Here is a 25389-nt window from a genome sequence, read left to right as displayed (position 1 = left end):
ACTTACCAAGTGAAAACCACAGAGGCCGCGCGCTGCTCTGCACGGAACTCTGTGGTTGATAAGCATGCAGTGTACCGCCTAACGGCGGCCACTGCAAATCACACGCGGACTATCAAGCCTGCTGCAGGGTCTTGTGCAGGCCTTGCAGATCGTAGACGCGCAACTCATCCAGATGGCGGATGCCTTCGACGGCCGCTTCCGCGCCGGCGATGGTCGTATAGGTCGTCACGCGCGACGCCAGGGCCGACGTGCGGATGGCCCGCGAATCGACGATGGCGCTGCGCTTTTCTTCCACGGTGTTGATCACCAGCACGATTTCATGGTTCTTGATCATGTCGACGATATGCGGACGGCCTTCGATCACCTTGTTCACTGGCGTGACGGCGATGCCGGCAGCAGCGATCACGGCGGCGGTGCCCTTGGTGGCGACCACGGTGAAACCGGACTCGACCAAGTCGCGCGCCACTTGCACGGCGCGCGGCTTGTCCGACGCTTTCACGCTGATGAAGACCTTGCCCGATTTTGGCAGATTGACGCCGGCGCCCAGTTGCGATTTCACAAACGCTTCGCCGAACGTCAGGCCCACGCCCATGACTTCGCCCGTCGATTTCATTTCAGGGCCGAGGATGGTGTCCACGCCCGGGAACTTCACGAACGGGAACACGGCTTCCTTAACGCTGAAATACGGCGGCACGACTTCCTGCGTGATGCCCTGCGACGCCAGCGATTGGCCGACCATGCAGCGGGCGGCGATCTTCGCCAGTTGCAGACCGGTGGCTTTCGAGACGAAAGGCACGGTGCGCGAGGCGCGCGGATTGACTTCCAGCACGAAGACGACGTCTTTCATTTCGCCGTCGATCTCCTGTTTCTGGATCGCGAACTGCACGTTCATCAGGCCGACCACGTTCAAGCCCTTGGCCATCAGCGCCGTCTGGCGTTTCAGTTCTTCAATGGTTTCCGGTGCCAGCGAGTATGGCGGCAAGGAGCAAGCCGAGTCGCCCGAGTGCACGCCAGCCTGTTCGATGTGTTCCATCACGCCGCCGATGAAGGTCGTTTCGCCGTCGGAGATGCAATCGACGTCGCACTCGATGGCGTCGTTCAGGAAGCGGTCCAGCAACACGGGCGAATCGTGCGAGACCTTGACGGCTTCGCGCATGTAGCGCTCGAGGTCGCGCTGCTCGTGGACGATTTCCATGGCGCGGCCGCCCAGCACGTACGATGGACGCACGACCAGCGGGTAGCCGATTTCCTGCGCCAGCGCCAGAGCGTCGGCTTCCGTGCGCGCGGTGCGGTTAGGCGGCTGGCGCAGTTCCAGCTTGTGCAGCATCTGCTGGAAACGCTCGCGGTCTTCGGCCGCATCGATCATGTCGGGCGAGGTGCCGATGATCGGCACGCCATTCGCTTCCAGGTCCAGCGCCAGTTTCAATGGCGTCTGGCCACCGTACTGCACGATCACGCCCACCGGTTTTTCGATGGCGACGATTTCCAGCACGTCTTCCAGGGTCAGCGATTCGAAGTACAGGCGGTCCGAGGTATCGTAGTCGGTCGAAACCGTTTCTGGGTTGCAATTGACCATGATGGTTTCGTAGCCGTCTTCGCGCATGGCGAGGGCCGCGTGGACGCAGCAATAGTCAAACTCGATACCCTGGCCGATACGGTTCGGGCCACCGCCCAGCACCATGATCTTTTTCTTGTCGGTCGGATTCGACTCGCACTCTTCGTCGTACGTCGAATACATGTACGCCGTGTCGGTCGAAAACTCGGCCGCGCAGGTGTCGACGCGCTTGTAGACGGGACGGATGTTGAGCGCATGGCGCTGCTGGCGCACGGCCGTGTCGGTCGTCTGCAACAGGAAGCCCAGGCGGCGGTCCGAGAAGCCCTTCTGTTTCAACTTGTACAGGGTGTTCTTGTCCAGGTTTTCCAGCTTCTGCGTGTCCAGCCACAGTTCCAGGTCGACGATTTCCTTGATCTGGATCAGGAACCATGGGTCGATCTTGGTCAGCTGGTGCACTTCTTCCAGGGTGAAACCCTGGGCAAACGCGTCGCCCACGTACCAGATGCGCTCAGGACCAGGCTCGCCCAGTTCTTCTTCGATCTTTTCGCGGTCCTTGGTCTTTTCGTTCATGCCGTCCACGCCCACTTCCAGGCCGCGCAAGGCTTTCTGGAACGATTCCTGGAAGGTACGGCCGATGGCCATCACTTCGCCGACGGATTTCATCTGCGTCGTCAGGTGGTGGTCGGCGGTCGGGAACTTCTCGAACGTGAAACGGGGGATCTTCGTGACGACGTAATCGATCGACGGCTCGAACGATGCCGGCGTGGCGCCGCCCGTGATTTCATTGCGCAGCTCGTCCAGGGTGAAACCGACGGCCAGCTTGGCGGCGATCTTGGCAATCGGGAAACCCGTCGCTTTCGATGCCAGGGCCGACGAACGCGACACGCGCGGGTTCATCTCGATGACGATCATGCGGCCATCGACGGGATTGATCGAGAATTGCACGTTCGAACCACCCGTGTCGACGCCGATCTCGCGCAGCACTGCCAGCGAGGCATTGCGCATGATCTGGTATTCCTTGTCCGTCAGCGTTTGCGCCGGCGCCACCGTGATGGAGTCGCCCGTGTGCACGCCCATCGGGTCGAGGTTTTCGATCGAGCAGATGATGATGCAGTTGTCCGCCTTGTCGCGTACCACTTCCATCTCGTATTCTTTCCAGCCCAGCAACGATTCTTCGATCAGCAGCTCTTTCGTCGGCGAGGCTTCCAGGCCGCGCTTGCAGATGGTTTCGAATTCCTCTTCGTTGTAGGCGATGCCGCCGCCGGAGCCGCCCATGGTGAACGATGGACGGATGATGGTCGGGAAGCCCAGCGTGCGCTGCACGGCCCACGATTCTTCCATCGAGTGCGCCACGCCGGAGCGTGCCGAACCGAGGCCGATCTTGGTCATCGCGTCCTTGAACTTGGAACGGTCTTCCGCCTTGTCGATGGCTTCCGGCGACGCGCCGATCAGCTCGACGTTGTATTTCGCCAGCACGCCATTGTTGAACAGGTCCAGCGCGCAGTTCAGCGCCGTCTGGCCGCCCATCGTCGGCAGGATGGCGTCAGGACGCTCCTTGGCGATGATGCGTTCGACGACCGACCAGGTGATCGGTTCGATATACGTCACGTCGGCCATTTCCGGGTCCGTCATGATGGTCGCAGGATTGCTGTTGACCAGGATGACTTTGTAGCCCTCTTCGCGCAGGGCCTTGCACGCTTGCGCGCCGGAATAATCGAATTCGCAGGCCTGGCCGATCACGATCGGGCCGGCGCCAATAATCAGAATACTTTTGATATCTAAACGTTTAGGCATTTTTCTTTTTCTCCTCCGCAGCCATCAGGTTGATGAAGCGGTCAAACAGGTAAGCAACATCCATCGGGCCCGGCGACGCTTCAGGGTGGCCCTGGAAGCAGAAGGCCGGCTTGTCCGTGCGGGCAAAGCCCTGCAGGGAGCCGTCGAACAGCGATTCATGGGTCACGCGGCAGTTCGCGGGCAAGGTTGCCGCGTCGACTGCGAAACCGTGGTTTTGCGAGGTAATCAAGACCTGTTTCGTTTCCAGGTCCTGCACCGGGTGGTTGGCGCCGTGGTGGCCGAACTTCATCTTCAGCGTCTTCGCGCCGGAAGCGAGCGCCATGATCTGGTGGCCGAGGCAGATGCCGAAGGTCGGGATGCCCTTCTCGATCAGTTCCTTGGTCGCCGCGATGGCGTAGTCGCACGGCTCCGGATCGCCGGGGCCGTTCGACAGGAAGATGCCGTCCGGATTCAGTGCCAGGGCGTCGGCCGCCGTCGCTTGCGCCGGCAGCACGGTGACTTTGCAGCCGCGCGCCGTCAGCATGCGCAGGATGTTGCGCTTGACGCCGTAGTCGAAGGCGACCACGTGGTATTTCGCGTCCGCGTCAGCCAGCTGGCCGTAGCCTTCGCCCAGGGTCCATTCCGTTTCGCGGTATTCGTAGGCGGCCTTGCTCGATACCACCTTGGCCAGGTCCATGCCGGCCAGGCCGGGGAAGGAGCGGGCCAGTTCCAGCGCTTGCGCGGCGGATGGCTCGTTGCCTTGCGTGCCGACGAGGATGGCACCGCCCTGCGCGCCTTTTTCACGCAGGATGCGCGTGAGCTTGCGTGTATCGATGCCGGCGATGGCGACGATATTTTCAGCTTTCAGGTAGTCGGACAGGGAGAGGGTGGAACGGAAACTGGATGCCAGCAAGGGCAGATCGCGGATGATGAGGCCAGCGGCGTGAACCTTGGAAGATTCGACGTCTTCCGGATTGACGCCCGTATTGCCGATATGGGGATAGGTCAGGGTGACCATCTGGCGGCAATAGCTTGGGTCGGTAAGGATTTCCTGATACCCGGTCATCGAGGTGTTGAAAACAACCTCGCCCGTGGTATGACCGGCGGCACCGATCGAAAAACCTTTAAAGATCGTTCCATCAGCAAGCGCTAATATGGCTGGAACGGCAGGGCCAGAAAAAAATGGCGGCAAGGGCAACTCCTGATAAAGTTACCGTAGCTGCGCCACGTCAGACCGACCGTCTAGTTACCCGAGCCAGATGCACTCAGGGTGTTTCAACGGTCATTTTGAATGAGGGGATGGGTAGTCGCTACGGTATATGTGTGATTGGCTAAACCTTTGAATTATAACCAAAAGGAAGCTTTTCCACAAGGAAGAAAATACAGAAGGCCCGGCATTTTTTTGCGCAGCAACATAAAATCGGCGCCCCATGAAAAAAGCCGCCCGGCTTGCGCGGAGCGGCTGGTTCTGCAACTGTGGCTACTACTTAGGCCGTCAGGGCCGCAATGCCCGCTTTGGCGATTTGCGCATCTTCCGCCGACTTGACGCCCGAGACGCCGACGGCGCCCACGTAGTGGCCGTCGTACACGATGGGCACGCCGCCTTCGAGCAAGCCGTCGATTTCCGGCGCGCTCAGGAACGACACGCGGCCGCCGTTGATCATCTCTTCATAGATGCGCGATTCGCGGCGGCCCAGTGCGGCCGTCTTGGCTTTCGATGGAGCGATGTGCGACGAGATCGGCGCCACGCCGTCCATGCGCTGCAGCCATACCAGATGGCCGCCGTCGTCGACGATGGCGATCGTGACCGCCCAGTTATTCTTGACCGCTTCCGCTTCGGCGGCGGCTGCGATTTTCTTTACATCGTCCAGGGTCAAAATCGGTTTCGATTGCATGGTGCATCCTTGTTATGTTGAAGCAAAATTGTATACGAAATGCGCAGCGGTGCGATCGCGTACTGATCGCTTACTGCTCGCGCTTGGCTTTCAGCTTTTGCTTGAGCTGCGCCATGACGGCAAACGTCGCCTGCTCGCCCGCCAGGATGGCCTGGTTGCGGCTGTTGAAATCGTTGCCCTTCATGGTGCCCAGGCTGGGCTGGATCACCACGTCCGCATCCTTCAGTTCGAACTGGTTGATGCGCTGGCCCATGATGGCGAACGTCTGCATCAGCACTTCCATCGAACTGATGGCCTTTTGCGTATCCGTTTGCGACGAGATATTCACGGCGATGATGAAATCGGCGCCCATGTCGCGCGCAAAGCGCACGGGCACGGGAGCGACGAGGCCGCCATCGACATAGGTGTGGCCGGCGATCGTCACGGGCTGGAACACGCCCGGCACGGCCGACGAGGCGCGCACGGCCATGCCGGTGTTACCGCGCTGGAACAGGATCGGCTGGCCATTTTTCAAATCGGTCGCCACCACGCCGAATGGAATCTTGAGTTTTTCCAGCGACACGCCGCCGACAGCCTTGTTGACATAGCTTTGCAGCGCCTCGCCTTTCAGCACGCCGGACGATTTGCCGAACAGGGGCAAGGCCCAGTCCGAAATGGCGGCCTCGTCCATTTCGAACGCCATCTTTTGCAGGGCGAAGCCCGAGTTGCCCGCCGCATACAAGGCCCCCACGACGCTGCCGGCGCTGGTGCCGGCGACGATGTCGGCCTCGATGCCCTGCGATTCGAGCGCCTTGATCACGCCGATGTGCGCGAAACCGCGCGCCGCGCCACCGCCCAGCGCCAGGCCGATCTTGATCTTGCGCGGCGTGACGGCGATGGGTTCGGGGGGCGTCAATACTTGTACGGGTTTCGGGGCGGTGGTATCGCAGCCGGCCAGCACGAAGGCGGCCAGGGCAAGCAGGGTCAGGCGTTTAGGGAACATGGTGGAGAGTGAGAACCGCGCGCGGCAGTGGCAATAAAGGAGAGCCGATTGTAGCGCAAGCGGGGCCGGCCGCACTGAAGGCGGCCTTAAATTATAGTGACAAGGTTCGTGCGCGCCACGCCGGCTGCTAGACTGGCGCCTGGTCTCTTACTCGTTATCCCCCATGCCAGAACAATTGCAATTTGCCGACAGCCGCGCCCTGGACGCTCCATTTGCGCAACAGTTATCGCAGCAGCCGCCCGACGGCGCCCTCGCCTGGCTGAGCGCCATCCTCGCCACGCAGGCACCCGCGCTGCGCTCGTCGAACGCCATCCTGCTGGCCTACACGGGCAATCCAGCCGCCATCGCCTGGCTAGAGAACAATGTCGGCTCGCCCGTGGCCGGGCAATGGGGCGTGGCAGCGGCCCTGCTGGACACGCCCTGGCCGCAAATCGTTGATTGGCTGCAACGGGGCGGCCCGCACCGGCTGATGGCGCTCGATGCCCTGCTCGCGTACCGCATGCCAGCCGTCAACATGTCGCCGCTGGAACAGATCGCCGCCCCCGTGCTGCCGCAGGCGCCCGCGCGCGCCGAACTCGACGCCGTGCTGGCCGCCTGCCTGGCGGCATCTTCCACGCCGCGCATCCAGGCTGCCATCGACTCGATCAACAAGCATGTGGACGAGATCCTGCGCGGCGGCCCGCGCGGCGTGGCCGTGGCCGACCTGCCGCGCCTGTACCTCGACCCGGCACCGTTCAAGGATGCATCCGTCATCCTGGAGCAGCACGAGGCAGTGGTCGGCGGCATGCGGCAAAACCTGCAGAACCTGCTCAAAGGCATATTGTGAATCGACCGGCCCTGGTGACGATCGACTTGAGCGAGATCACCTCGCCGCGCCAGTTGCACGCAGCACTGGCCGCCGCGCTGGGTTTCCCTTCCTTCTATGGCATGAACTGGGATGCCTTCTGGGATGCCATCACGGGCCTGGTGGACATGCCGCAACAGCTGGCGCTGCGCGGCTGGCCAGCATTCGCGGCGCGCCTGCCCCACGATGCGGCCCTGTTGCGGCGCTGCCTGGAACGCGCGCGGCAGGAAATGCCGAACGAGGCAGCGCACGTGCACTACATGTAAAACGGAAACGCTTGACAGCCCCGCCCGACATCCCTTACATTGAGTGCATGTCCTCCTTCAAACATTCCTCCCCTTCCCTGCTGTCGCTATCGCGACTACTGCTAGCACGCGCATAAGTTTGCCGCATTGCTTCGCCTGGCCACACGCCGGCGTGTTTCAAAAACCCTGGAAGGTTTGATGATGTTTGCACCATCCCCATACGTACACGTAATCCCCGCTGCGACCGCCCCTGCCGGCATCGCGGCCGCTCTGCTACCGCTACCGATCGCTTGCCTGGCCTAGTGTTGCGTGGCCGCCCGGCAAGCTTGCGCCACAACCCTTGATTTCCCCCTATCTTCAGGAGTACCCGATCATGATGTTGCAAAACCCAGCTTCCAAATACCGCGCCTTTCCTCCCGTTAAATTGACCGACCGTCAATGGCCGAACCAGATCATCAGCAAACCGCCCATCTGGATGAGCACCGACTTGCGCGACGGCAATCAGTCCCTGATCGAGCCGATGAGTGCGGAAAAGAAGCTGCGGTTCTTCGACATGCTGATCGCCATCGGCCTGAAGGAAATCGAAGTGGGTTTCCCATCGGCATCGCAGACGGATTTCGATTTCGTGCGCAAGCTCGTCGATGAAGGCCGCATCCCGGACGACGTCACCATCATCGTGCTGACCCAGTCGCGCGAAGAGCTGATCCGCCGCACGGTGGAATCGGTCGTCGGCGCCAAGCGCGCCATCGTCCACCTGTACAACTCCGTGGCGCCCGTGTTCCGCAAGGTCGTGTTCGGCATGTCGCGCGAAGAAATCACGCAGATCGCCACCACCGGCACCACCCTGGTAAAACAGTTGGTGGCCCAGCATCCGGAAACGGAATGGGGCTTCGAATACACGCCGGAATCGTTCTCCACCACGGAACTCGATTTCTCCAAGCATATCTGCGACGCCGTCAGCGCCATCTGGAAGCCCACGCCCGCCAACAAGATGATCATCAACCTGCCCTCGACCGTCGAATGCAGCACGCCCAACGTGTATGCGGACCAGATCGAATGGATGTCGCGCAAGCTGGCGCGCCGCGATTCCATCATCATCAGCGTGCACCCGCATAACGACCGCGGCACGGCCGTCGCGTCGGCCGAGCTGGCCGTGATGGCGGGCGCCGACCGCGTGGAAGGCTGTTTGTTCGGCAATGGCGAGCGCACCGGCAACGTCGATCTCGTCACTTTGGCGATGAACTTGTACACGCAGGGCGTGCACCCGGGCCTCGATTTCTCCGACATCGACACCGTGCGCAAGTGCGTGGAAGAGTGCAACCAGTTGCCCGTCCACCCGCGCCACCCGTATGCGGGCGACCTGGTGTTCACGGCATTCTCCGGCTCGCACCAGGATGCGATCAAGAAAGGTTTCGCCAAGCAAGAAGCTGGCGCCATCTGGGAAGTGCCGTACCTGCCGATCGACCCGGCCGACCTGGGCCGCAGCTACGACGCCGTGATCCGCGTCAACAGCCAGTCCGGCAAGGGCGGCATGGCGTACTTGCTGGAACAGGAATACGGCCTGGTCTTGCCGCGCCGCCTGCAGATCGAATTCTCGCGCGCCGTGCAAGCCGTGGCCGACGCCACGGGCCGCGAAATCGCCGCGCAGGATATCCATGCAATCTTCCAGAAGGAGTACCTGGAGCAGACGGCACCGTACGCCTACGCCTCGCACCGCATGGTGGAAGACACGAGCAGCGATGAATCCGTGCAGATCGACATCAGCCTGTCGCACCGCCAGACGCCGCTGGCCCTGCAAGGCGGCGGCAACGGCCCCATCGACGCCTTCGTCAACGCGCTCGGTCTCGACATCAAGCTGATGGATTACCATGAGCACTCGATCGGCTCGGGCGCCAACGCGCAGGCGGCCTGCTACGTCGAATTGCGCCTCGATAACGGTCCGACCCTGTTCGGCGCCGCCATCGACAGCAACATCGTCACCGCCTCGTTCAAGGCCGTGCTGTCGGCCGTGAACCGCCGCATCGGACAGACGGAAGCCGAAAAAACAACAGCGGCCGACATGGCGGCCAGCGCCGTCTAAGGACTGCGTTCCCTCTCGCGCAGGGAAAAAAAGCGGTACGGCTTGATCGCCGTGCCGCTTTCTCATTTCCGTAGGGCAATTGTTGCTGCAAAAGAAGTATCTCGCGCCGTATAATCGACTCATAATAAGACCACCGGGGACAGATCATTAGCTACCGAGGGAATCAGTATGAAATTGACGGACATGAAGATAGGCGTGCGCCTGGGCGCCGGCTTTGGCGTGGTGCTGCTGCTGATGGCAGTGCTGGTGGGCACGGGCCTGTTCCGGCTGGACAAGATCGGCGCGCTCAGCGAAGCCATCATCGAAAAAGACTGGGCCAAGGCCGACGCCATCGCCACCATCCGCAGCACCACCCGTTCGAACGCGGCACTGGTGCTGGAGCTGTTCATCCATGAAGATCCGGCCCGCGCCAGCGCGATCCATGGCGAAATCGACGCCAACAAGGCCACCATCACCGATGCGCTGGCCATCCTCGACCGCCTGATCGTGCTGCCTGAAGGCAAGGAACTGCTGGCCACCCTGAAGCAGCAGCGCAAGGCCTATGTCGTCTCGTTCAGCCAGGCAGACAAGCTGCTGGTGGCGGGACAGCGCGCGGAAGCGGCCAAGCACGTGCGCGACGATACCCTGCCCGCCCTGAACCAGCTGCAAAAGACCGTCAATCGCCTGAACGAACTGCAGCGCGGCGTGGTCGTGCATGGCGGCCAGCAAATCCAGAGCAATATTTCCGCAGCGAATGTGCTGATGGCCAGCCTGGGCACGGCCGCCCTGCTGCTGGGCGTGCTCTTCGCCTGGTGGGTCACGCGCTCGATCACCACGCCGATCGCATATGCGCTGCGCGTGGCGCAAGCCGTGGCAGGAGGCGACTTGAGCAGCAAGATCGTGGCCGACGGCAAGGATGAAGCGGGCCAGCTGCTGCAGGCATTGCGCGACATGAACACCAACCTGGCCACCCTGGTGGGCCAGGTGCGCGGCGGCACGGGCACGATTGCCGTGGCGTCGAGCCAGATCGCCAGCGGCAATGCCGACCTGTCGGCCCGCACCGAGGCGCAAGCGAGCGCGCTGGAAGAGACGGCCTCGTCGATGATCGAACTGACGGGCACCGTGCGCAGCAACAGCGACAATGCGCGCCAGGCCGACAGCCTGGCCCGCTCGGCCTCGGCCATCGCGCAGCGCGGCGGCTCGGCCATGGCGGAAGTGATCGGCACCATGGACGCCATCAATGCGTCGTCGCGCAAGATCGTCGACATCATCGCCGTCATCGACGGCATCGCTTTCCAGACGAACATCCTGGCCCTGAACGCGGCCGTGGAAGCGGCGCGTGCCGGCGAGCAGGGCCGCGGCTTTGCCGTCGTGGCGTCCGAAGTGCGTAACCTGGCGCAACGTTCGGCGGCGGCGGCAAAAGAGATCAAGGAACTCATTGCCGACTCCGTCACCCGCGTCGGCCAGGGCGCGCAGCTGGTCAGCCAGGCGGGCGCCACGATGGATGAAGTGGTGGCCAGCGTGGGACGGGTCAGCGCCATCGTCGGTGAAATCAGCGTCGCCAACCACGAGCAGAGCGAAGGCATCGAGCAGATCAATGCCGCCATCATGCAGATGGACCAGACGACGCAGCAGAATGCGGCCCTGGTCGAGGAAGCGGCCGCCGCGGCGGCAGCCATGCATGAACAGGCGGGCGAACTGGAAACCCTCGTCAGCCAGTTCAAGCTCGAGCAGAACGCCAGCGCCAAGGCACCGCCCCGCCCTGATGCGCCCGCCGTCCCGCGCCTGCACTAAGTTATTCCACCTTTGCTTATTCCACCTGGCGCGCCAGGCGGATGCCCGTAAATTGCCAGCGCGCGCCGGCCGGAAAGAAATTGCGGTAGCTGGCGCGCGCATGGCCGGCCGGCGTGGCGCACGACGAACCGCGCAGCACATACTGGTTCAGCATGAACTTGCCGTTGTATTCGCCCAGCGCCCCGGGCGCCGTTCGGTAGCCCGGATACGGCGCATAGCTGCTGCTGGTCCACTGCCAGCAATGGCCGAACATTTGCCGCAGTCCCGCTCCCGGCGCGCCGGCCGCCGGATGCAGCTGTCCCACTTGCATGTCGACGCCCTGCGCCGCCACTTCCCACTCCGCTTCCGTCGGCAGGCGCACGTCGGCCCAGTGCGCATACGCGTCGGCCTCGAACAGCGACAAGTGCGTGGCCGGCGCCTGCGGGTCGAGCGGACGCAAGCCGGATAAAGTGAATTCCTGCCAGTGGCCCGCCTCGTCGCGCTGCCAGTACAGCGGGCAGGACAGCTGCTGCGTGCGGACCCAGTCCCAGCCTTCAGCCAGCCACCAATGCGCCATGCGGTAGCCGCCCGCCTCGATGAAGGCGAGAAATTCGCCATTCGTCACCAGCGCGCTGGCCAGTTCGAACGGCGCCACGTATTGCGGGTGGCGCGGCAATTCATTGTCGAAGCAAAAACCGTCGCCCGCGTGGCCGATCTGCGCCAGGCCGCCGTCGAAGGCGAGCCAGGCCGTGGGCTGCGCGTGTTCTTGCGCTGGCGCCACCGCGCCGTCGAGCGCATTGTCCAGGTAAGCGGGAAACAGGGCGCTCTGCGCCAGCAGGTGCTTGACGTCCGTCAACAGCAATTCCTGGTGCTGCTGCTCGTGTTCCAGGCCCAGCGCCAGCAGCATGGTCAGCCGCTCGCGCGCGTCGCGCGCCAGCTCGCCCGCCAGCAGGCGCGCGACGCGTGCATCGACGTTGGCCCGGTAGGCGCGCACCTGCGCCATGCCGGGGCGCGTCAGCAAGCCCCGCTGGGCGCGCGGGTGCTTCTCGCCCACGCCGTTGTAATACGAGTTGAACAGTACGCGGAAGGCCGGGTGGAACGGCGCGAACCCCGCTTCCATGCTTTCCAGGATAAACGTTTCGAAAAACCACGTCGTATGCGCCAGGTGCCATTTGACAGGACTGGCGTCCGGCATCGACTGGGCGCCGCAATCCTCGTCGGACAGGGGTTCGGCCAGCCGTAACGAGTGCTGGCGCACCTTGTTGTAATGATCGATCAGCATCGTGGCCTTTTAGTCCCGGATGACGCGCGCGTAGATGACGGCAAACCACTGCTGCGGGTCCGTCCAGACTTGCACGGTGGAAAACCCCGCCTGCTCCAGCAAGCCGACGAAGGCCGGGCGCGTGTATTTATAGCTGTCTTCTGTATGGATGCGCTCGCCTTTCGCGAAACGCCGCTGGCCACCTTTCCAGCGGACAAACTGTTCGCTGCGCGCCTCCAGGTGCATTTCCACGCGGTTCTCGTCGGCATTGAAAAAACCGTGGTGCCGCCATGCGCGCACGTCGAAGTCGGCGCCGATCAAGCCGTTCACGTGGCGCAGCATGTTCAGGTTGAAGGCGGCCGTGACGCCCAGCGCGTCGTCATAGGCGGCGTCGAGAATGGCCTCCTCCTTGATCAGGTCGATGCCGATCAGCAGGCCGCCATCGCCGTCCGCATTCGCGCGCAGACGGCGCAGGAAGGCGGTCGCTTGTTCAGGCGAAAAATTGCCGATCGACGAGCCGGGATAGAAAAACAGGCGCCGCGCGTCACGCACGCTGTCGGGCAAGTCCAGGCGGCTGGAGAAGTCCAGGCCCAGGCCCGTCATCTCGATGTGCGGGAAGCGCTGCTGCAGCCGGCTCAGCGATTCACTGAGGAAATCGTAGGAAATATCCACGGCCACGTACTGGGCCGGATGCAGCAGGGGGAACAGGCTGGCGGCCTTGGCGCAATTGCCCGCGCCCAGGTCGATCAGGGTGCTGCCCGGCCCCACGGCGTGCGCGATCTCGGCGCCGTGGCGGGCGAAGATGGCCGCCTCGGTGCGCGTCGGATAGTACTCGGGCAAGGCGCAGATGGCTTCGAACAGTTTCGAACCGAGCGCGTCGTACAGGTACTTGGGCGAGGTCCAGGCATCGCGCGCCAGCAAGCCGCTGCTGATCTCGGCTATCGTGGCAGGAGTGGCGCTGGCCGCGCCGGCGTTGCTGGCGGGATACAAATCAGACTGCTGTTGCGCGAGTGGCATGGTCATGGGCTGGCGTCGTCAATGTTAGGTTCACGAAGGGCTTGCACGGTCAGCCACCGGGCGCGCCGCCCCTGCCATAGCGGTTTGCGGGCGCCTTGCCGATGACTTTTTTCCATCATAGCGGAATCCGCGCAAGCCAGCCGTGCGGCAGGTAACTTAAGGTCGAACAGCCGGCGTGCACACAAAATTGGTATTGCCAAGCAAAAAGGATAAGCCTGTCGTATACTACACATTGCCGGCCAAACAATCCGCGCCCCTTTGCAGTTCCCAGGCCCCCCTCTCCCCCGCGTGCCTCCCTTTACGATAGCCGTTATTAATCAAGATCACCATGCTCGAATTGCGCCATCTGTCGAAGTCCTATGCCAATGCCCGTCCCGTGCTGGCGAATATTTCCTGCCGCTTCAAGGCGGGGGAATTCATCGCCATCATGGGCGATTCGGGCGTGGGCAAATCGACCTTGCTGAACCTGATCGCCGGCCTCGACACGCCCGATGCGGGTGCCGAAGCGCACCCTATCCTGGTGGACGGCATTGCCATGTCCAGCCTCGATGACGCCGCCGCCACCCGGCTGCGTCGCGCCCGCATGGGCTTTATCTTCCAGGCGTTCCACGTCTTGCCGCACCTGACCCTGCTGCAAAACGTGTCCCTGCCGCTGCTGCTCAACGGACTGCCCCAGGAGCGTGCCGCCAGCATGCTCGAGGCCGTCGGCCTGGGCGGACGCGGCGGCGACTTTCCGCAGCAATTGTCGGGCGGCGAAATGCAGCGCGTGGCCATCGCCCGCGCGCTCGTGCACAAGCCGGCGCTGGTGCTGGCCGACGAGCCCACCGGCAACCTCGACCCGGACACGGCGCACGGCATCCTGCAATTGCTGCGCGCCGAAATCAAGGCCAACGGCAGCTGCGCGATCATGGTCACGCATTCGCTGGCCGCCGCCGAAATGGCGGACCGGACCATGATCCTGACGAAAAGCGGCTTACAAAATACAACAATCGTCAACCAAATTGATCAAACAATCAGTTAATTTAACTGACCATCTGTCACAAGTTTTGTTATCGTAGTATTATTGAAAACACTTGCCTGGTTATCAATGTTGTAACGCGAATGTTGTCACGTCACCCAGACAGCCGTACTGCGATGACGAACTATAGCCGGGACCATAGAAAGTGGTCTCGTCCCTTGCATAACCTGAAGGAGGAGTAAATGAACGTTCGGCAAAAGAAGCTGGAAATGATTGAAGCGATGAACCGGGCGCGCGCGCTCGAACCATCGAGTTTTGTGCCCAACAAGCTGCTCGATACGCTGATCGAGAAGTTGAACTTGAAAAATGATGCGGAACTGTGCCGTGTCCTGGAAGTTCAGCCTCCCATCATCAGCAAGATTCGACACGGCAAACTGTCGGTCGGTGCAACGATTTTATTGCGCATGCATGAAAAATCGGACATCACCATCCGCGAACTGAAGGAACTGTCCGCCACGCCAGTCCATTGAAGCACCCGCTGTTGTAATGCCATGCCAGGCACCCAGGTCCCCGGCGCCATGAACTTTTGCCATACAATTCGCGTAGTTCGCTCACCGCACACCATCCGCGCACGATAGCGAAGAGACCCAGCCCAAACCATGCTGACCGTTTCTCTGCCCTGCCGCTCCAGCCCTCCCAGCGTCTCCCCCTGCATTTCCACTCAAACTTGATCTGACACAACACGCGTCGTCCCCGCAGGCATCAAGGTCAGCTTTTAACCAGTGATCTCAACCGCATGTCCAGCGATTCCCTTGCGCCGCCCGTGCTGCGCCTGACGCTCACGCGCGATCCCCTCGCCAGCGCCGGCGACTGCCCCGCCGCGCCCGGCTGGGATGGCCAGACCCACGTGCTGTCGAGCGCGCGCGGCATCGGCAGCTGCCGCATCGCCCTCGATATCGGCCCGGCCGACGTGGTGCAACTGCTGCTGTGCGACGGCAGCTCGCTGCTGGCCAGCAGCGCCGACCTGCCACGCTACCTGGGGCCGGCCACGCTGGCGCGCGACGGCGCGCCCGCCAGCATCGAAGTGGGGCTGGCCCTGCGCCCGCAGGCGGCGCGCCCGCCGCCCGGCGCCAGCCGCGACGGCCTGGGCGCCTGGATGCTGCGGGCCGTGCGCGTGTACCGCTGCGGCGCCGCCGCCATGACGGCGCTGGCGGCGGCGGGCACCTTCCAGGACCGCCAGCTGGAACAACGGCTGGGACTGTACCGCTGCGGCATCGAGGCGGGCAACATGACGGCCGTCGCCAGCCTGCCCGCCGGGCCGGAACCGGTGCTGCTGCTGTTGCACGGCACGGCCTCGTCGACCCAGCGCAGCTTTGCCGGCCTGTGGCGCAACGGCCTGGCGCCGCAGCTGGCGGCGCAGTACGGCAACCGCATCTACGGCTACGAACACCGCAGCCTCAGCGACAGCCCCATCGAGAACGCGCTGGCCCTCGTGCGCCAGTTGCCGCACGGCGCCGTGCTGCACCTGCTGACGCATTCGCGCGGCGGCCTGGTGGGTGAATTGCTGGCCCGGGCGCAGCGCATCGACAGCCGCGGCGCCGTCGACCTGGCCGGCGACGGCCTGGAACGGCTGAGCGAAAACACGGTGGGCGGCGAAGCGTTCAACAGCCACGATATCGAGCACTTCACGGCGCAGGGCCGGCTGCGCGGACGCGGCGGCCACGAAGCGGATGCGGCGCGTTTGCGCGAATTGAGCGTGGAACTGAAAACGCGCGCCATCCGCATCGCCCGCTTCGTGCGCGTGGCTTGCCCCGCGCGCGGCACCACCCTGATGTCGGGCCGGCTCGACCGCTGGGCCAGCGTGATGTTCAACCTGCTGCTGCACGGCGGCGTTCCCGATGGCGCCATGGCCTTCCTGCTGGCCGTGGTGCAGCAGCGCTGCGACGCGCGCATCCTGCCGGGACTGGAAGCGATGATGCCCGACTCGCCCCTGGTGGCGCTGCTCAACGCACCCGACGTGCGCGTGGCCAGCCCGCTACACGTGCTGGCCGGCGCATGCAGCGGCGATGGCCTGCTGGGCTGGCTGGGCGACTGCCTCGACGACCAGCTGTACGGCGGGCAGAACGACCTGGTGGTCAATTGCGCCTCGATGGCCGGCGGCGCCACGCGCACCACGCCCGTGCGGCAACTGCTGCTGCGCGGGCCGCACACGCACCACCTGAACTACTTCGAGCGCGCGCCTTCCAGTCAGGCCGCCATGCAGGCGCTCGCCGGCGACGAGAGCGCCTACCTGCCGCTGCCCGGCATCGAGCACGGCCCGCTGGCGCGCGGCGGCGAAGTGCCGAAACGGCGCGCCCACGCGCCCATCGTGCTGCTGCTGCCCGACATCATGGGCAGCCACCTGCAAGTGGGCAGCAACCGCATCTGGTTCGACCCCGTCAACCTGGTCGAAGGGCGCATCGAACGCCTGGCCGTGGGCCAGCCGCACATCGTCAGCGCCGGCTGGCTCGAGTCCTGCTATGAGCCGTTCGCCCGCTTTCTCGCGCAAAGCCAGGAAGTGCGGCCCTTTACCTATGACTGGCGCTTGTCGCTGCAGGAGTCGTGCCGCGCCTTCCTGCCCGTGCTCGACGACGCCATGCGCGACGCCGAAGAGCGCGGCCAGCCCTTGCGCATCGTCGCCCACGGCATGGGCGGGCTGGTGGCGCGCCTGGCCCTGAAGGACCGCTGGCAACGCTTCGGCGCCCTGCCCGGCAGCCGCCTGCTGCAGGTGGGCACGGCCAACCGGGGCACGCTGGCGATGGTGCAAGTGCTGCTGGGACGCGACCGGCTGGTGCAGATGCTGGCCTGCTGGATAGGCTGGAAGCACACGCGGCGCCAGTTTCTCGGCTTCGTGCGCGCCTTTCCCGGCGTGCTCGACATGCTGCCGTGGCCGCAGGCGGGCGGCATCGATTATTTCGACGCGGGCGCCTGGGCGCAGCTGGCCGCCGGCGACGCGCAAGCGGGCCTGCCCGGCGGCTGGCAGGCGCCCGAGGCGCCGGCGCTGGCCGCGGCGCGCGCCACCGTGGCCTTGCTGGAAGCGGCCCCGCTCGATGCCCGCCTTTGCAGCTACCTGGCCGGCTGCGCCGACACGCCGGTGGCGCTGCGCCTGCGCGACGGCGGCATCGAGACGGCCTGGTCGCCGGACGGCGATGGCCGCACGGCCTGGCAAGGCGCGGTGCCGGACGGCGTGGCGGCCTGCTACCTGCCGGTGGCGCATGGCGACCTGCTGCTGCAAAAGGAATACTACCCGGCCATCGCGCAGCTGCTCGACGGCGGCCAGGGCGCCGCCCTGCCCCGGCACCCGCCGCACGTGCCTGGCGGCGCCCCGCCCCGCTTCCATCCGTATGCGCCCGACGCCACGCCGCTGTACCCGCAGCCGCAGGAACTGCTCGACGCGGCCATCGGCGCCGCCGGCCCCGCCAGCGCGCCGGAAAGCCGCGCGCCGCAGCTGAGCCTATCCGTCATCCACGGCAGCATGGCCTCGGCCGATGCGCCCGTCATGAGCGGCTGCTACGCGTCCGAATCGCTGCGCGGCAGCATGAGTTTTCTCGACCGTCTGCTGGCGGGCAAGCTGCAGGAAATCCACGCGCTGGGACGCTTTCCGCAGCGCCCCGACTCCGCCCTGGTGGTGCTGCAGCCCGATGCGGCGCGCCGGCCCGGCGGCGCCATCGTCATCGGCCTGGGCGCGCTGGGCGAGCTGACGCCGGGCGAACTGGCGCGCGCCTTTGCCGGCGGCCTGCTCGAATACGCGTGCGTCTGCCTGCAGGTGCGCGCCGCCGGCCACGTGGCCGCGCCGCCGATGGGAGACCACGGCTTGCGCGTGGCCAGCCTGTTGTCCGGTTCCGGCTACGGCGGCTTGAGCATCGCCCTGTGCGCGCGGGCCCTGATCGACGGCGCGCGCAGCGCCAACCGGCGCCTGGAAGACGCGGGCATGGCGTGCCGCATCGGCCACATCGCCATCTATGAACAGTCCGAGGCGCGCGCCATCGCCGCCGCCGTGGCCATCGAGCAGATCATGGCCGAAGCGCGCTACCAGGGCAGCTTCACGTTCGAGCGGCGCATCCGCCACAGCCCCGGCGGCTACCGGCGCATCCTGCCCAGCCTGAGCGGCGACAACGGCTGGCGCCGCGTGCAGATCGTCGCCGCCGACCTGTCCGGCGCCCTGCGCTTCACCGTGCTGACGGACCGCGCCCACAACAGCGTCGACGAAGAGCCGAACCAGCGGCAGGCCGTCGATGGCCTGATCATGGATGCCACCGACAACACCACCGACCAGCCGGGCCTGTCGCGCGCACTGTACGAACTGATGCTGCCCAATGGCCTGAAGGCGGCCATCCCTGAGATGCGCGGCCTGATCCTGGCCGTCGACCAGAGCGCCGCCATCTACCCGTGGGAGCTGATGCGCGACGAGGCGGGCAGCGAGGAAAGCCCCCTGTCGACGCGCATCGGCATGGTGCGCCAGCTGGCCAGCCTGCGCGAGAAGCCGCCCGCCGTCAGCCCGCCCAGCAACAGCGTGCTGGTGATCGGCGACACCGATTCCGGCCTGCCCGAGCTGCCCGCCGCGCAGGCCGAGGCGCAGGACGTGGCGCGCATGTTCGGCGCGTACGGATACCAGGTGCGCGAGCTGCTGCGCCCGCAGGCGCAGCGCGTGCTGGTGCACCTGTTCGACGAGCGCTATTTCGCCATCCACCTGGCCGGCCACGGCGAAGTGGCCGGCCCCGGCATCGCGCATACGGGCCTGGTGCTGGGACCGAAGACGCGGCTGACGGCGGCGCAGGTGGGTAAATTGAAACGCGTGCCGCAATTCGTCTTCATCAATTGCTGCCACCTGGGCGACATGCGCCCGGACGCCATCGCGCCATGGTCGAAACTGGCCGCCAGCCTGGCCACGGCCTTCATTGAAATGGGCTCGCAAGCCGTGATCGCGGCCGGCTGGCGCATCGACGACCAGGCGGCCAGCATCTTCGCGCACAGCTTTTACCACGCCATGCTGAGCGGCGAATACTTCGGCGACGCCGTGCGCCTGGCGCGCGAGGCGGCGTATCTGCAATTCCCCGCCTCGAACACCTGGGGCGCCTACCAGGCGTACGGCGACGACCGCTACCGCTTTCCCAACACCCAGAGCCGGCCCTGGCAAGCGCCCGACTATCACTACCACGGCCACCTGCTGGCCGACCTGGAAACCCTGCACGCGCGCCTGGCGGGCGCCGATGCGGGGCGCCGCGCATCCATCGAGGAAAAGCTGGGCAGCATCGAGGAAGCCGTGCGCGCGCGCTTCTTCGGCTGCGCCGACATCCGCGAAAACATGGCCGCCACGCGCGCCGGCCTGGGGGGATTGGAGAACACCCTGCGCGCCATCGAACATTACCGGGCGGCGCACAGCGCGGCCGACGGCAAGGTGGGCTTGCGCGCGCTGGCGCACTGGGCGGAACTGGAGATACGCCAGGGCGCGGCCCTGTGCGGCATCGATGCGGGCGAAGGCATCGAGGTGCCTGCCGTGCCCGACCTGGCCCAGGGACGCCAGCTGCTGCAGGATGGAAAACAGCATATCGACCTGCTGGTGGCGCTGGCGCCCACGGCGCAGCGCCTGGCGCTGCTGGGACGCTACTGGGCCTTGCAGGCGCGCCTGGCCTGCCGCGCGGGAAACTCCGGCGCGCCGCCCCTGCGCGCCATGACGGACGCCTGCCTGGCCGCGCTGGAGGAAGCGCGGCGGCGCAGCGGCGTGGCCGACTGCGACCTGATTTTCCAGGTGCTGGCAGGCGCGCTGCTGCTGAAAACCCATGGCGACGGCGGCGCCTGGCACGCGCTCGATCCGCAGCTGGGCGACTTGCTGCACGACGCCATCGCCTATGCGCGCCAGCGCCATGCGGACGAACACCGCGCCATCGATGCCGGCGCCCCCGTGCGCGCCGCCCTGCTGGCGGCCCTGTGGCAGGTGCCGGACGGCCCGCCCTTCGACGCGCCCGCGCGCGCCGCCTTCCTGGCGCTGTACCACGACGCCGTGCGGCGCCACGGCAGCATCGGCGAACCCGAAACGATCACGGCGCCGCTGCGCTTCCTGCTCGAACTGCTGCCGCCCGACGGCGCGGACACCGGCTTGCGCAGCGCCGTGCAGGCGCTGGCCAGCCAGCTGCAAGCCTCGCTGCCCTGCGTGAACCCTGGCAGCCTTAGCCTGGCGCCACCCCGTAATGGCGCGCATAGCGCTCGTCCAGATTCGCCAGCGGCATCATCATGAACATGTCGGCGCTTTCGAAATCGGGGTCCCAGGCCGGTTCGCCGCAAATCCAGGCGCCCGAACGCAGGTAGCCCTTGATCAGCGGCGGCACCTGCGGCTTGTGCGCCGCTTCCACCTGGTGGATGGGGAAAGGCAGGTGCGGCGTGACGCGGTACTCGCTTGGGGCCATGTGCTTTTCGGCCAGCGCCTGGTACACGGCGACGGCGTTATGGCCGCCATCTGCCAGGCTGATGCTGGCGCAGCCGACCAGGTAGTCGCAGCGCTCGCGGCGCATGTACTCGGCCAGGCCCGACCACAACAGCATGATCACGCTGCCGCCCCGGTATTTCGGGTGGATGCAGGCGCGGCCCGCTTCGACCATGCGGCCGCGCAGGTTCTTCAGGCGGCTCAGGTCGAATTCGTTTTCCGAATACAGCCGGCCGATCTTGGCCGCCTTGGCCGCGCTCAGCACGCGGTAGGTGCCCACCACCTTCAGGGTATCGGCATCGCGCACGATCAGGTGATCGCAGTGCGCGTCGAATTCATCGCTGTCGAGGCCATCGGCGTTCGCCAGCGAGCTCAATCCCATGGTCTCGATAAACACCTTGTAACGCAAACGCTGGACTTCGCGCAATTCCGCCGCTGTAGTGGCCTGGCTCAGCACCAGTTGGACCGGCCGGGCCTTGGCTTCGTTTGATGCGATTATGTTTTGCATGGTTTCACCCCCTGTGATCAAGACGACTCCAGCGTACTTGTCTAATATGTCAAGAAAATGACAGCCGAATGTCATTTCCATGACGCAAGTCAATGCCATGCGGGGATCGTGCATAATTACCACACTCCCCTACAGGAAAGCCACGATGGACGATCACGAAGCGCCCCGCATCACCCCCTATGCCAAGCCTGCCGCCGGCTGGGACGCCCTGAAACACGTGGCCATCAGCCTGCGCCAGGAGCGGGTCGCGCCCGGCAATCTGAAGGCGCTGCTGGCGCAAAACCAGCCGGACGGCTTCGATTGCCCCGGCTGCGCCTGGCCCGACCGCAACCACGCTTCCACCTTCGCCTTTTGCGAAAACGGCGCCAAGGCCGTCGCCGCCGAAGCGACCAGCCGCCGCGCCGGCCCGGAGCTGTTCGCCAGCCACACCGTCACGCAGCTGCTGGAACAATCGGACTACGCGCTCGAGCAGCACGGCCGCCTGACCGAACCGATGGTGTACGACGCCGCCAGCGACCGCTACGTGCCCATTGCCTGGGAAGACGCCTACGCCCTCGTGGGGCGCCACCTGCGCGCCCTGCCCGATGCGAACCAGGCCGCTTTCTATACGTCGGGCCGCGCCAGCAACGAGGCTGCATTTTTGTACCAACTGATGGCGCGCCTGTACGGCACCAATAACTTCCCCGACTGCTCCAACATGTGCCACGAGGCGACCAGCCGCGGCTTGCCGGCCACCGTCGGCATCGGCAAGGGCACGGTGACCCTGGCCGACTTCGAACTGGCCGACACCATCCTCATCTTCGGCCAGAATCCCGCCACCAACCATCCGCGCATGCTGGGCGAACTGCGCGAGTGCGCACGCCGCGGCGGCAGCATCGTTTCCATCAATCCCCTGCGCGAGCGGGGCTTGCAGCGCTTCATGGACCCGCAAAGCGCGCTGGAAATGGCGACCCTGGGCAGCACGCGCCTGGCCGGCCTGTTCGTCCAACCCACCCTGGGCGGAGATTTCGCCCTGATCAAGGCCGTCGCCAAGCGCGTCGTCGAGCATGACGACGCGGCACAGGCGACCGGCAGGCCCGCCGTCATCGACCACGCCTTCATCGCTGAACACTGCAGCGGTTTCGACGCCTTCCGCGACGACCTGCGCGCAGAGAATTGGCAACTGCTCGTGGCGGAATCGGGCGTGGCGCGCACGCAGATCGAGGCATTGACGGACATTGTCGTCAAGGGCCGGCGCATCATCGCCACCTGGGGCATGGGCCTGACGCAGCACCAGCACAGCGTGGCGGCCATCCGCATGCTGTCGAACCTGATGATGCTGCGCGGGCAGATCGGCAAGCCGGGCGCCGGATTATGTCCCGTGCGCGGCCACTCCAACGTGCAGGGCGACCGCACGGTGGGCATCGAGGAAAAGCCGACAACCGCCTTCCTCGACCGCCTGGGCCAGGTGTACGGCTTTGCTCCGCCGCGCGCTCACGGCCACGACGTGGTGGCCACCATCGAAGCCATGCGGCGCGGCGACGTCAAGGTCTTCATCGCGCTGGGCGGCAATTTCGCCGCCGCCACGCCGGACACGCCACTGACCTTTGCCGCGCTGCGCCAGTGCGCGCTGACGGTGCAGGTGGCCACCAAGCTCAATCGCAGCCACCTGGTCATCGGCAGGGAAGCGCTGCTGCTGCCCACCCTGGGGCGCACGGAGATCGACCTGCAGCACGGCGTGGCGCAGGGCGTGACGGTGGAAGACTCGATGAGCATGGTGCATATCTCGTACGGCCGCAATGCGCCCGCCTCGCCGCAGCTGCGCTCGGAAGTGGCCATCGTGGCCGGCATGGCCGAAGCGGCGGTGGGCAGCGGCCTGGTCGACTGGCGCGCGTACGCGGCCGACTATGCGCGCATCCGCGACGATATCGAAAAGGTATTCGACGATTTTTACGACTACAACGCCAGGGTGGCGCGGCCGGGCGGTTTTCATCTGACGGTGGCCTCGCGCGAACGCGTGTGGAAGACGGCCAGCGGCAAGGCCAGCTTCCTCGTCGCCCCGCTGGACCTCGACACGCCGCTGCACCGCGCCCGCGCGCGCCATGGCGAACGCCTGATGGTCTTGATGAGCACGCGTTCGCACGACCAGTACAACACCACCATCTACGGCATGGATGACCGCTACCGGGGCGTGTATGGCACGCGCAAGGTGGTCTTCGCCAATGCGGCCGATATTGCCATGCTGGGTTTTAAGGATGGCGACATGATCGATTTGATTGGCGCCTGGGACGACGGCGTGGCGCGCCGCGCCGACGGTTTCCGGCTGGTCGCCTACGACATCCCGCGCGGCTGCCTGGGCGCGTATTTTCCGGAAACGAACGCGCTGGTGCCGCTGGCCAGCACGGCCGACGGCGCGGGCACGCCCACGTCGAAGTCCGTCCCCGTGCTGCTGCAGCGCAGTGCTGCTTAAAGACTGATACCGGGCGTGTAGTCGACGTACGCATCCTGGCGGCAGAATCCCACCAGCTTCATGCCCGCCTGCGTGGCGATGGAAATGGCCAGCGAACTGGGGGCGGAAATGGTCGCCAGCAAGGGAATCTGCATGCGCGCCGCCTTGCGCGCCAGCTCGTAGCTGCCACGGCTGGACAGGAAGACGAAGCCGCGCCGCATGTCGATATCGTGCAGCGCCAGGTAGCCAATCAGCTTGTCGAGACCATTGTGCCGGCCGACATCCTCGAACACGTGCGCGATGTCGCCCTCGGGCGTACACCACGCGGCCGCGTGCACGCCGCCCGTTTCCCGCATCAGCGCCTGATGTTCGCGCAAGCCGGCGGATGCGCGCGCCAGCGCGGCCGGCAGGTCGACGCGGATCAGGGGTGGCGGCAGCGCCGCGGGCCGCAAATCGAGCATGTCGATGCTGTCGATGCCGCACACGCCGCAGCCCGTGCGGCCCGTCAGCTGGCGGCGCCGGTCCTTCAGGCGCATGAAATCCTCCTGCGCGATGCTCAAGGCCACTTCGGCGGAATCAGGGCGCAGGAACACGTCGCAATCGAAGATGGCAGCGGCGGAAGCCACCACGCCCTCCGTCAGCGCGAAGCCATACGCAAATGCTTCCAGGTCGCGCGGCGTGGCCATCATGACGACGTGGGAAATGCCATTGAAGACCAGCGCGACGGGGATTTCCTCGGCGACGTGGTCGATGGCGGCAGTGGATTCGCCCGCGCGGTGGCGGACGATGGAACGCTCGACGAAGCCGGCGCGTTCGGTATTGGTATCTTCTGACATGGCAACCATGGGGGAACTATCACAGGCCCCATGGTAAACCAGAACGGCCAGGCAGGGGGCGGCCCCCGCCCGCGCCATCAATCCTTCTTCGGACGGCCCGTTTTCAGCTGCGGCAAGCCAGCCAGCACGTTTTGCAGCGTGGCCAGGTCGATCTGGCTGATCAGCGCCACGCCGATGCGCAGCAATTCACTTTTCTTGATCTCGAAGCCGGCCTTCAGGCAGGCTTTTTTTACCTGGCCCAGGACTTCGTATTCCGCTTCCGGCATGGTGAAGCTGTCGCGCACCAGTTTCGGCTTGCGGGCTTTTTCCTTGACGGCGGCGACCTTGGCGGCCGGCGCTTTTTTCGCTGGCGCAGGCTTGGCGGCCGCCTTGGCCACGGGCTTGACGGCGATTTTCGCTGCCGGCTTGGCGGCGGGCTTCGCAGCCGGCTTGGCAACGGCTTTTACCGCCGCCTTGGCGACCGGCTTGGCGGCGGCTTTGGCCACAGGTTTGGCAACGACGGCCTTGGCCACCGGCTTGGCGGCAGGCGCCTTGGCGGCGGCGGGCTTGGCGGCGACAGGTTTCACCGCCGCCGGTTTCGCAGCGACGGGCTTGACGGCCACTGGCTTGACGGCGGCCTTGGCCACCGGCTTGGCTGCCGGCTTCGCGGCAGGCTTGGCGGCCGGTGCGGCCTTGGCCGCTGCCGCATTGATCGATGCGCTGGTCGGGAACATCGATACGGGCGCGCTGTCGGCCTTTTTCGCCGGGACGGTTTTGGTCATGGATTCTCCAATCTGGTAAATAATATAAACAATA

The 25389-nt window shown here is 65.2% G+C and carries 17 protein-coding genes; 8 read left to right on the top strand and 9 right to left on the bottom strand.

Annotated features, from left to right (window positions below):
* Positions 1 to 112: 112 nt before the first annotated feature.
* From carB to AC0V2Y_RS00485, 4 genes are all read right to left on the bottom strand, one after another.
* The gene (gene carB, locus AC0V2Y_RS00500) at positions 113 to 3349 is read right to left on the bottom strand and encodes a carbamoyl-phosphate synthase large subunit (protein WP_475416203.1); all 3237 of its coding nucleotides are present in this window, start codon (positions 3347 to 3349) and stop codon (positions 113 to 115) included.
* Entirely contained in the window at positions 3342 to 4520 is a 1179-nt protein-coding gene (gene carA, locus AC0V2Y_RS00495; RefSeq protein WP_475416204.1) for a glutamine-hydrolyzing carbamoyl-phosphate synthase small subunit, read from the bottom strand. The genes carB and carA overlap by 8 nt, the downstream gene beginning before the upstream one ends.
* A 295-nt stretch (positions 4521 to 4815) precedes the next feature.
* Entirely contained in the window at positions 4816 to 5223 is a 408-nt protein-coding gene (locus AC0V2Y_RS00490; RefSeq protein ID WP_070219521.1) for a GlcG/HbpS family heme-binding protein, read from the bottom strand.
* A gap of 70 nt (positions 5224 to 5293) precedes the next feature.
* Positions 5294 to 6205 (bottom strand): patatin-like phospholipase family protein, encoded by a 912-nt coding sequence (locus AC0V2Y_RS00485; protein WP_475416205.1) that lies wholly within the window; start codon positions 6203 to 6205, stop codon positions 5294 to 5296.
* Between the two features lie 163 nt (positions 6206 to 6368).
* On the opposite strand from AC0V2Y_RS00485, the gene AC0V2Y_RS00480 reads away from it, so the two are divergent.
* The 4 genes from AC0V2Y_RS00480 to AC0V2Y_RS00465 all read left to right on the top strand — a co-directional run bounded on the left by AC0V2Y_RS00480 (position 6369) and on the right by AC0V2Y_RS00465 (position 11147).
* Positions 6369 to 7031, top strand: coding sequence for a hypothetical protein (locus AC0V2Y_RS00480; RefSeq protein ID WP_475416206.1), 663 nt, complete (start codon positions 6369 to 6371; stop codon positions 7029 to 7031).
* Positions 7028 to 7315: a barstar family protein gene (locus AC0V2Y_RS00475; protein WP_475416207.1), complete on the top strand. Its 288-nt coding sequence runs from the start codon at positions 7028 to 7030 to the stop codon at positions 7313 to 7315. Before AC0V2Y_RS00480 ends, AC0V2Y_RS00475 begins: the two co-directional genes overlap by 4 nt.
* A 352-nt stretch (positions 7316 to 7667) precedes the next feature.
* Entirely contained in the window at positions 7668 to 9374 is a 1707-nt protein-coding gene (gene leuA / locus AC0V2Y_RS00470) for a 2-isopropylmalate synthase (RefSeq protein ID WP_475416208.1), read from the top strand.
* 168 nt (positions 9375 to 9542) lie between these two features.
* A complete protein-coding gene (locus tag AC0V2Y_RS00465; protein ID WP_475416209.1) occupies positions 9543 to 11147 on the top strand; it encodes a methyl-accepting chemotaxis protein in 1605 nt (534 codons plus the stop codon).
* Positions 11148 to 11163: 16 nt separating this feature from the next.
* Here the strand turns inward: AC0V2Y_RS00465 and egtB are convergent, their stop codons facing one another.
* Positions 11164 to 12408 (bottom strand): ergothioneine biosynthesis protein EgtB, encoded by a 1245-nt coding sequence (gene egtB / locus AC0V2Y_RS00460; protein ID WP_475416210.1) that lies wholly within the window; start codon positions 12406 to 12408, stop codon positions 11164 to 11166.
* A 9-nt stretch (positions 12409 to 12417) separates the two neighbouring features.
* Positions 12418 to 13410 (bottom strand): L-histidine N(alpha)-methyltransferase, encoded by a 993-nt coding sequence (gene egtD / locus AC0V2Y_RS00455; protein WP_475416211.1) that lies wholly within the window; start codon positions 13408 to 13410, stop codon positions 12418 to 12420.
* A gap of 322 nt (positions 13411 to 13732) precedes the next feature.
* Here egtD and AC0V2Y_RS00450 point away from each other — a divergent pair, with 322 nt between their 5' ends.
* From AC0V2Y_RS00450 to AC0V2Y_RS00440, 3 genes are all read left to right on the top strand, one after another.
* Positions 13733 to 14425, top strand: coding sequence for an ABC transporter ATP-binding protein (locus tag AC0V2Y_RS00450; RefSeq protein WP_475416212.1), 693 nt, complete (start codon positions 13733 to 13735; stop codon positions 14423 to 14425).
* 179 nt (positions 14426 to 14604) lie between these two features.
* Positions 14605 to 14892 carry a hypothetical protein gene (locus tag AC0V2Y_RS00445; protein WP_034757399.1) on the top strand — a complete coding sequence of 96 codons (288 nt, stop codon included), beginning with the start codon at positions 14605 to 14607 and terminating at the stop codon, positions 14890 to 14892.
* Positions 14893 to 15158: 266 nt separating this feature from the next.
* The gene (locus tag AC0V2Y_RS00440) at positions 15159 to 20636 is read left to right on the top strand and encodes a CHAT domain-containing protein (RefSeq protein ID WP_475416213.1); all 5478 of its coding nucleotides are present in this window, start codon (positions 15159 to 15161) and stop codon (positions 20634 to 20636) included.
* Here the strand turns inward: AC0V2Y_RS00440 and AC0V2Y_RS00435 are convergent.
* Positions 20569 to 21330: a GNAT family N-acetyltransferase gene (locus tag AC0V2Y_RS00435; RefSeq protein WP_475416214.1), complete on the bottom strand. Its 762-nt coding sequence runs from the start codon at positions 21328 to 21330 to the stop codon at positions 20569 to 20571. The two genes, AC0V2Y_RS00440 and AC0V2Y_RS00435, sit on opposite strands and share 68 nt — an antisense overlap.
* Positions 21331 to 21475: 145 nt before the next feature.
* Between AC0V2Y_RS00435 and AC0V2Y_RS00430 the strand changes: the two genes are divergently transcribed.
* On the top strand, positions 21476 to 23779 hold the full coding sequence (locus AC0V2Y_RS00430; RefSeq protein ID WP_475416215.1) for an FdhF/YdeP family oxidoreductase: 2304 nt from the start codon (positions 21476 to 21478) through the stop codon (positions 23777 to 23779).
* Here the strand turns inward: AC0V2Y_RS00430 and fdhD are convergent.
* Together fdhD and AC0V2Y_RS00420 are read right to left on the bottom strand one after the other, a co-directional pair.
* Positions 23776 to 24603, bottom strand: coding sequence for a formate dehydrogenase accessory sulfurtransferase FdhD (gene fdhD, locus AC0V2Y_RS00425; protein ID WP_475416216.1), 828 nt, complete (start codon positions 24601 to 24603; stop codon positions 23776 to 23778). The two genes, AC0V2Y_RS00430 and fdhD, sit on opposite strands and share 4 nt — an antisense overlap.
* Positions 24604 to 24671: 68 nt before the next feature.
* The gene (locus AC0V2Y_RS00420) at positions 24672 to 25355 is read right to left on the bottom strand and encodes a hypothetical protein (RefSeq protein ID WP_475416217.1); all 684 of its coding nucleotides are present in this window, start codon (positions 25353 to 25355) and stop codon (positions 24672 to 24674) included.
* Between the last annotated feature and the right edge of the window lie 34 nt (positions 25356 to 25389).

It is taken from the genome of Janthinobacterium sp. BHSEK (genome assembly GCF_056174685.1).
The sequence above is the reverse complement of the archived record's forward strand: the minus strand, read 5'-3'. Positions and strand labels throughout refer to the sequence as shown.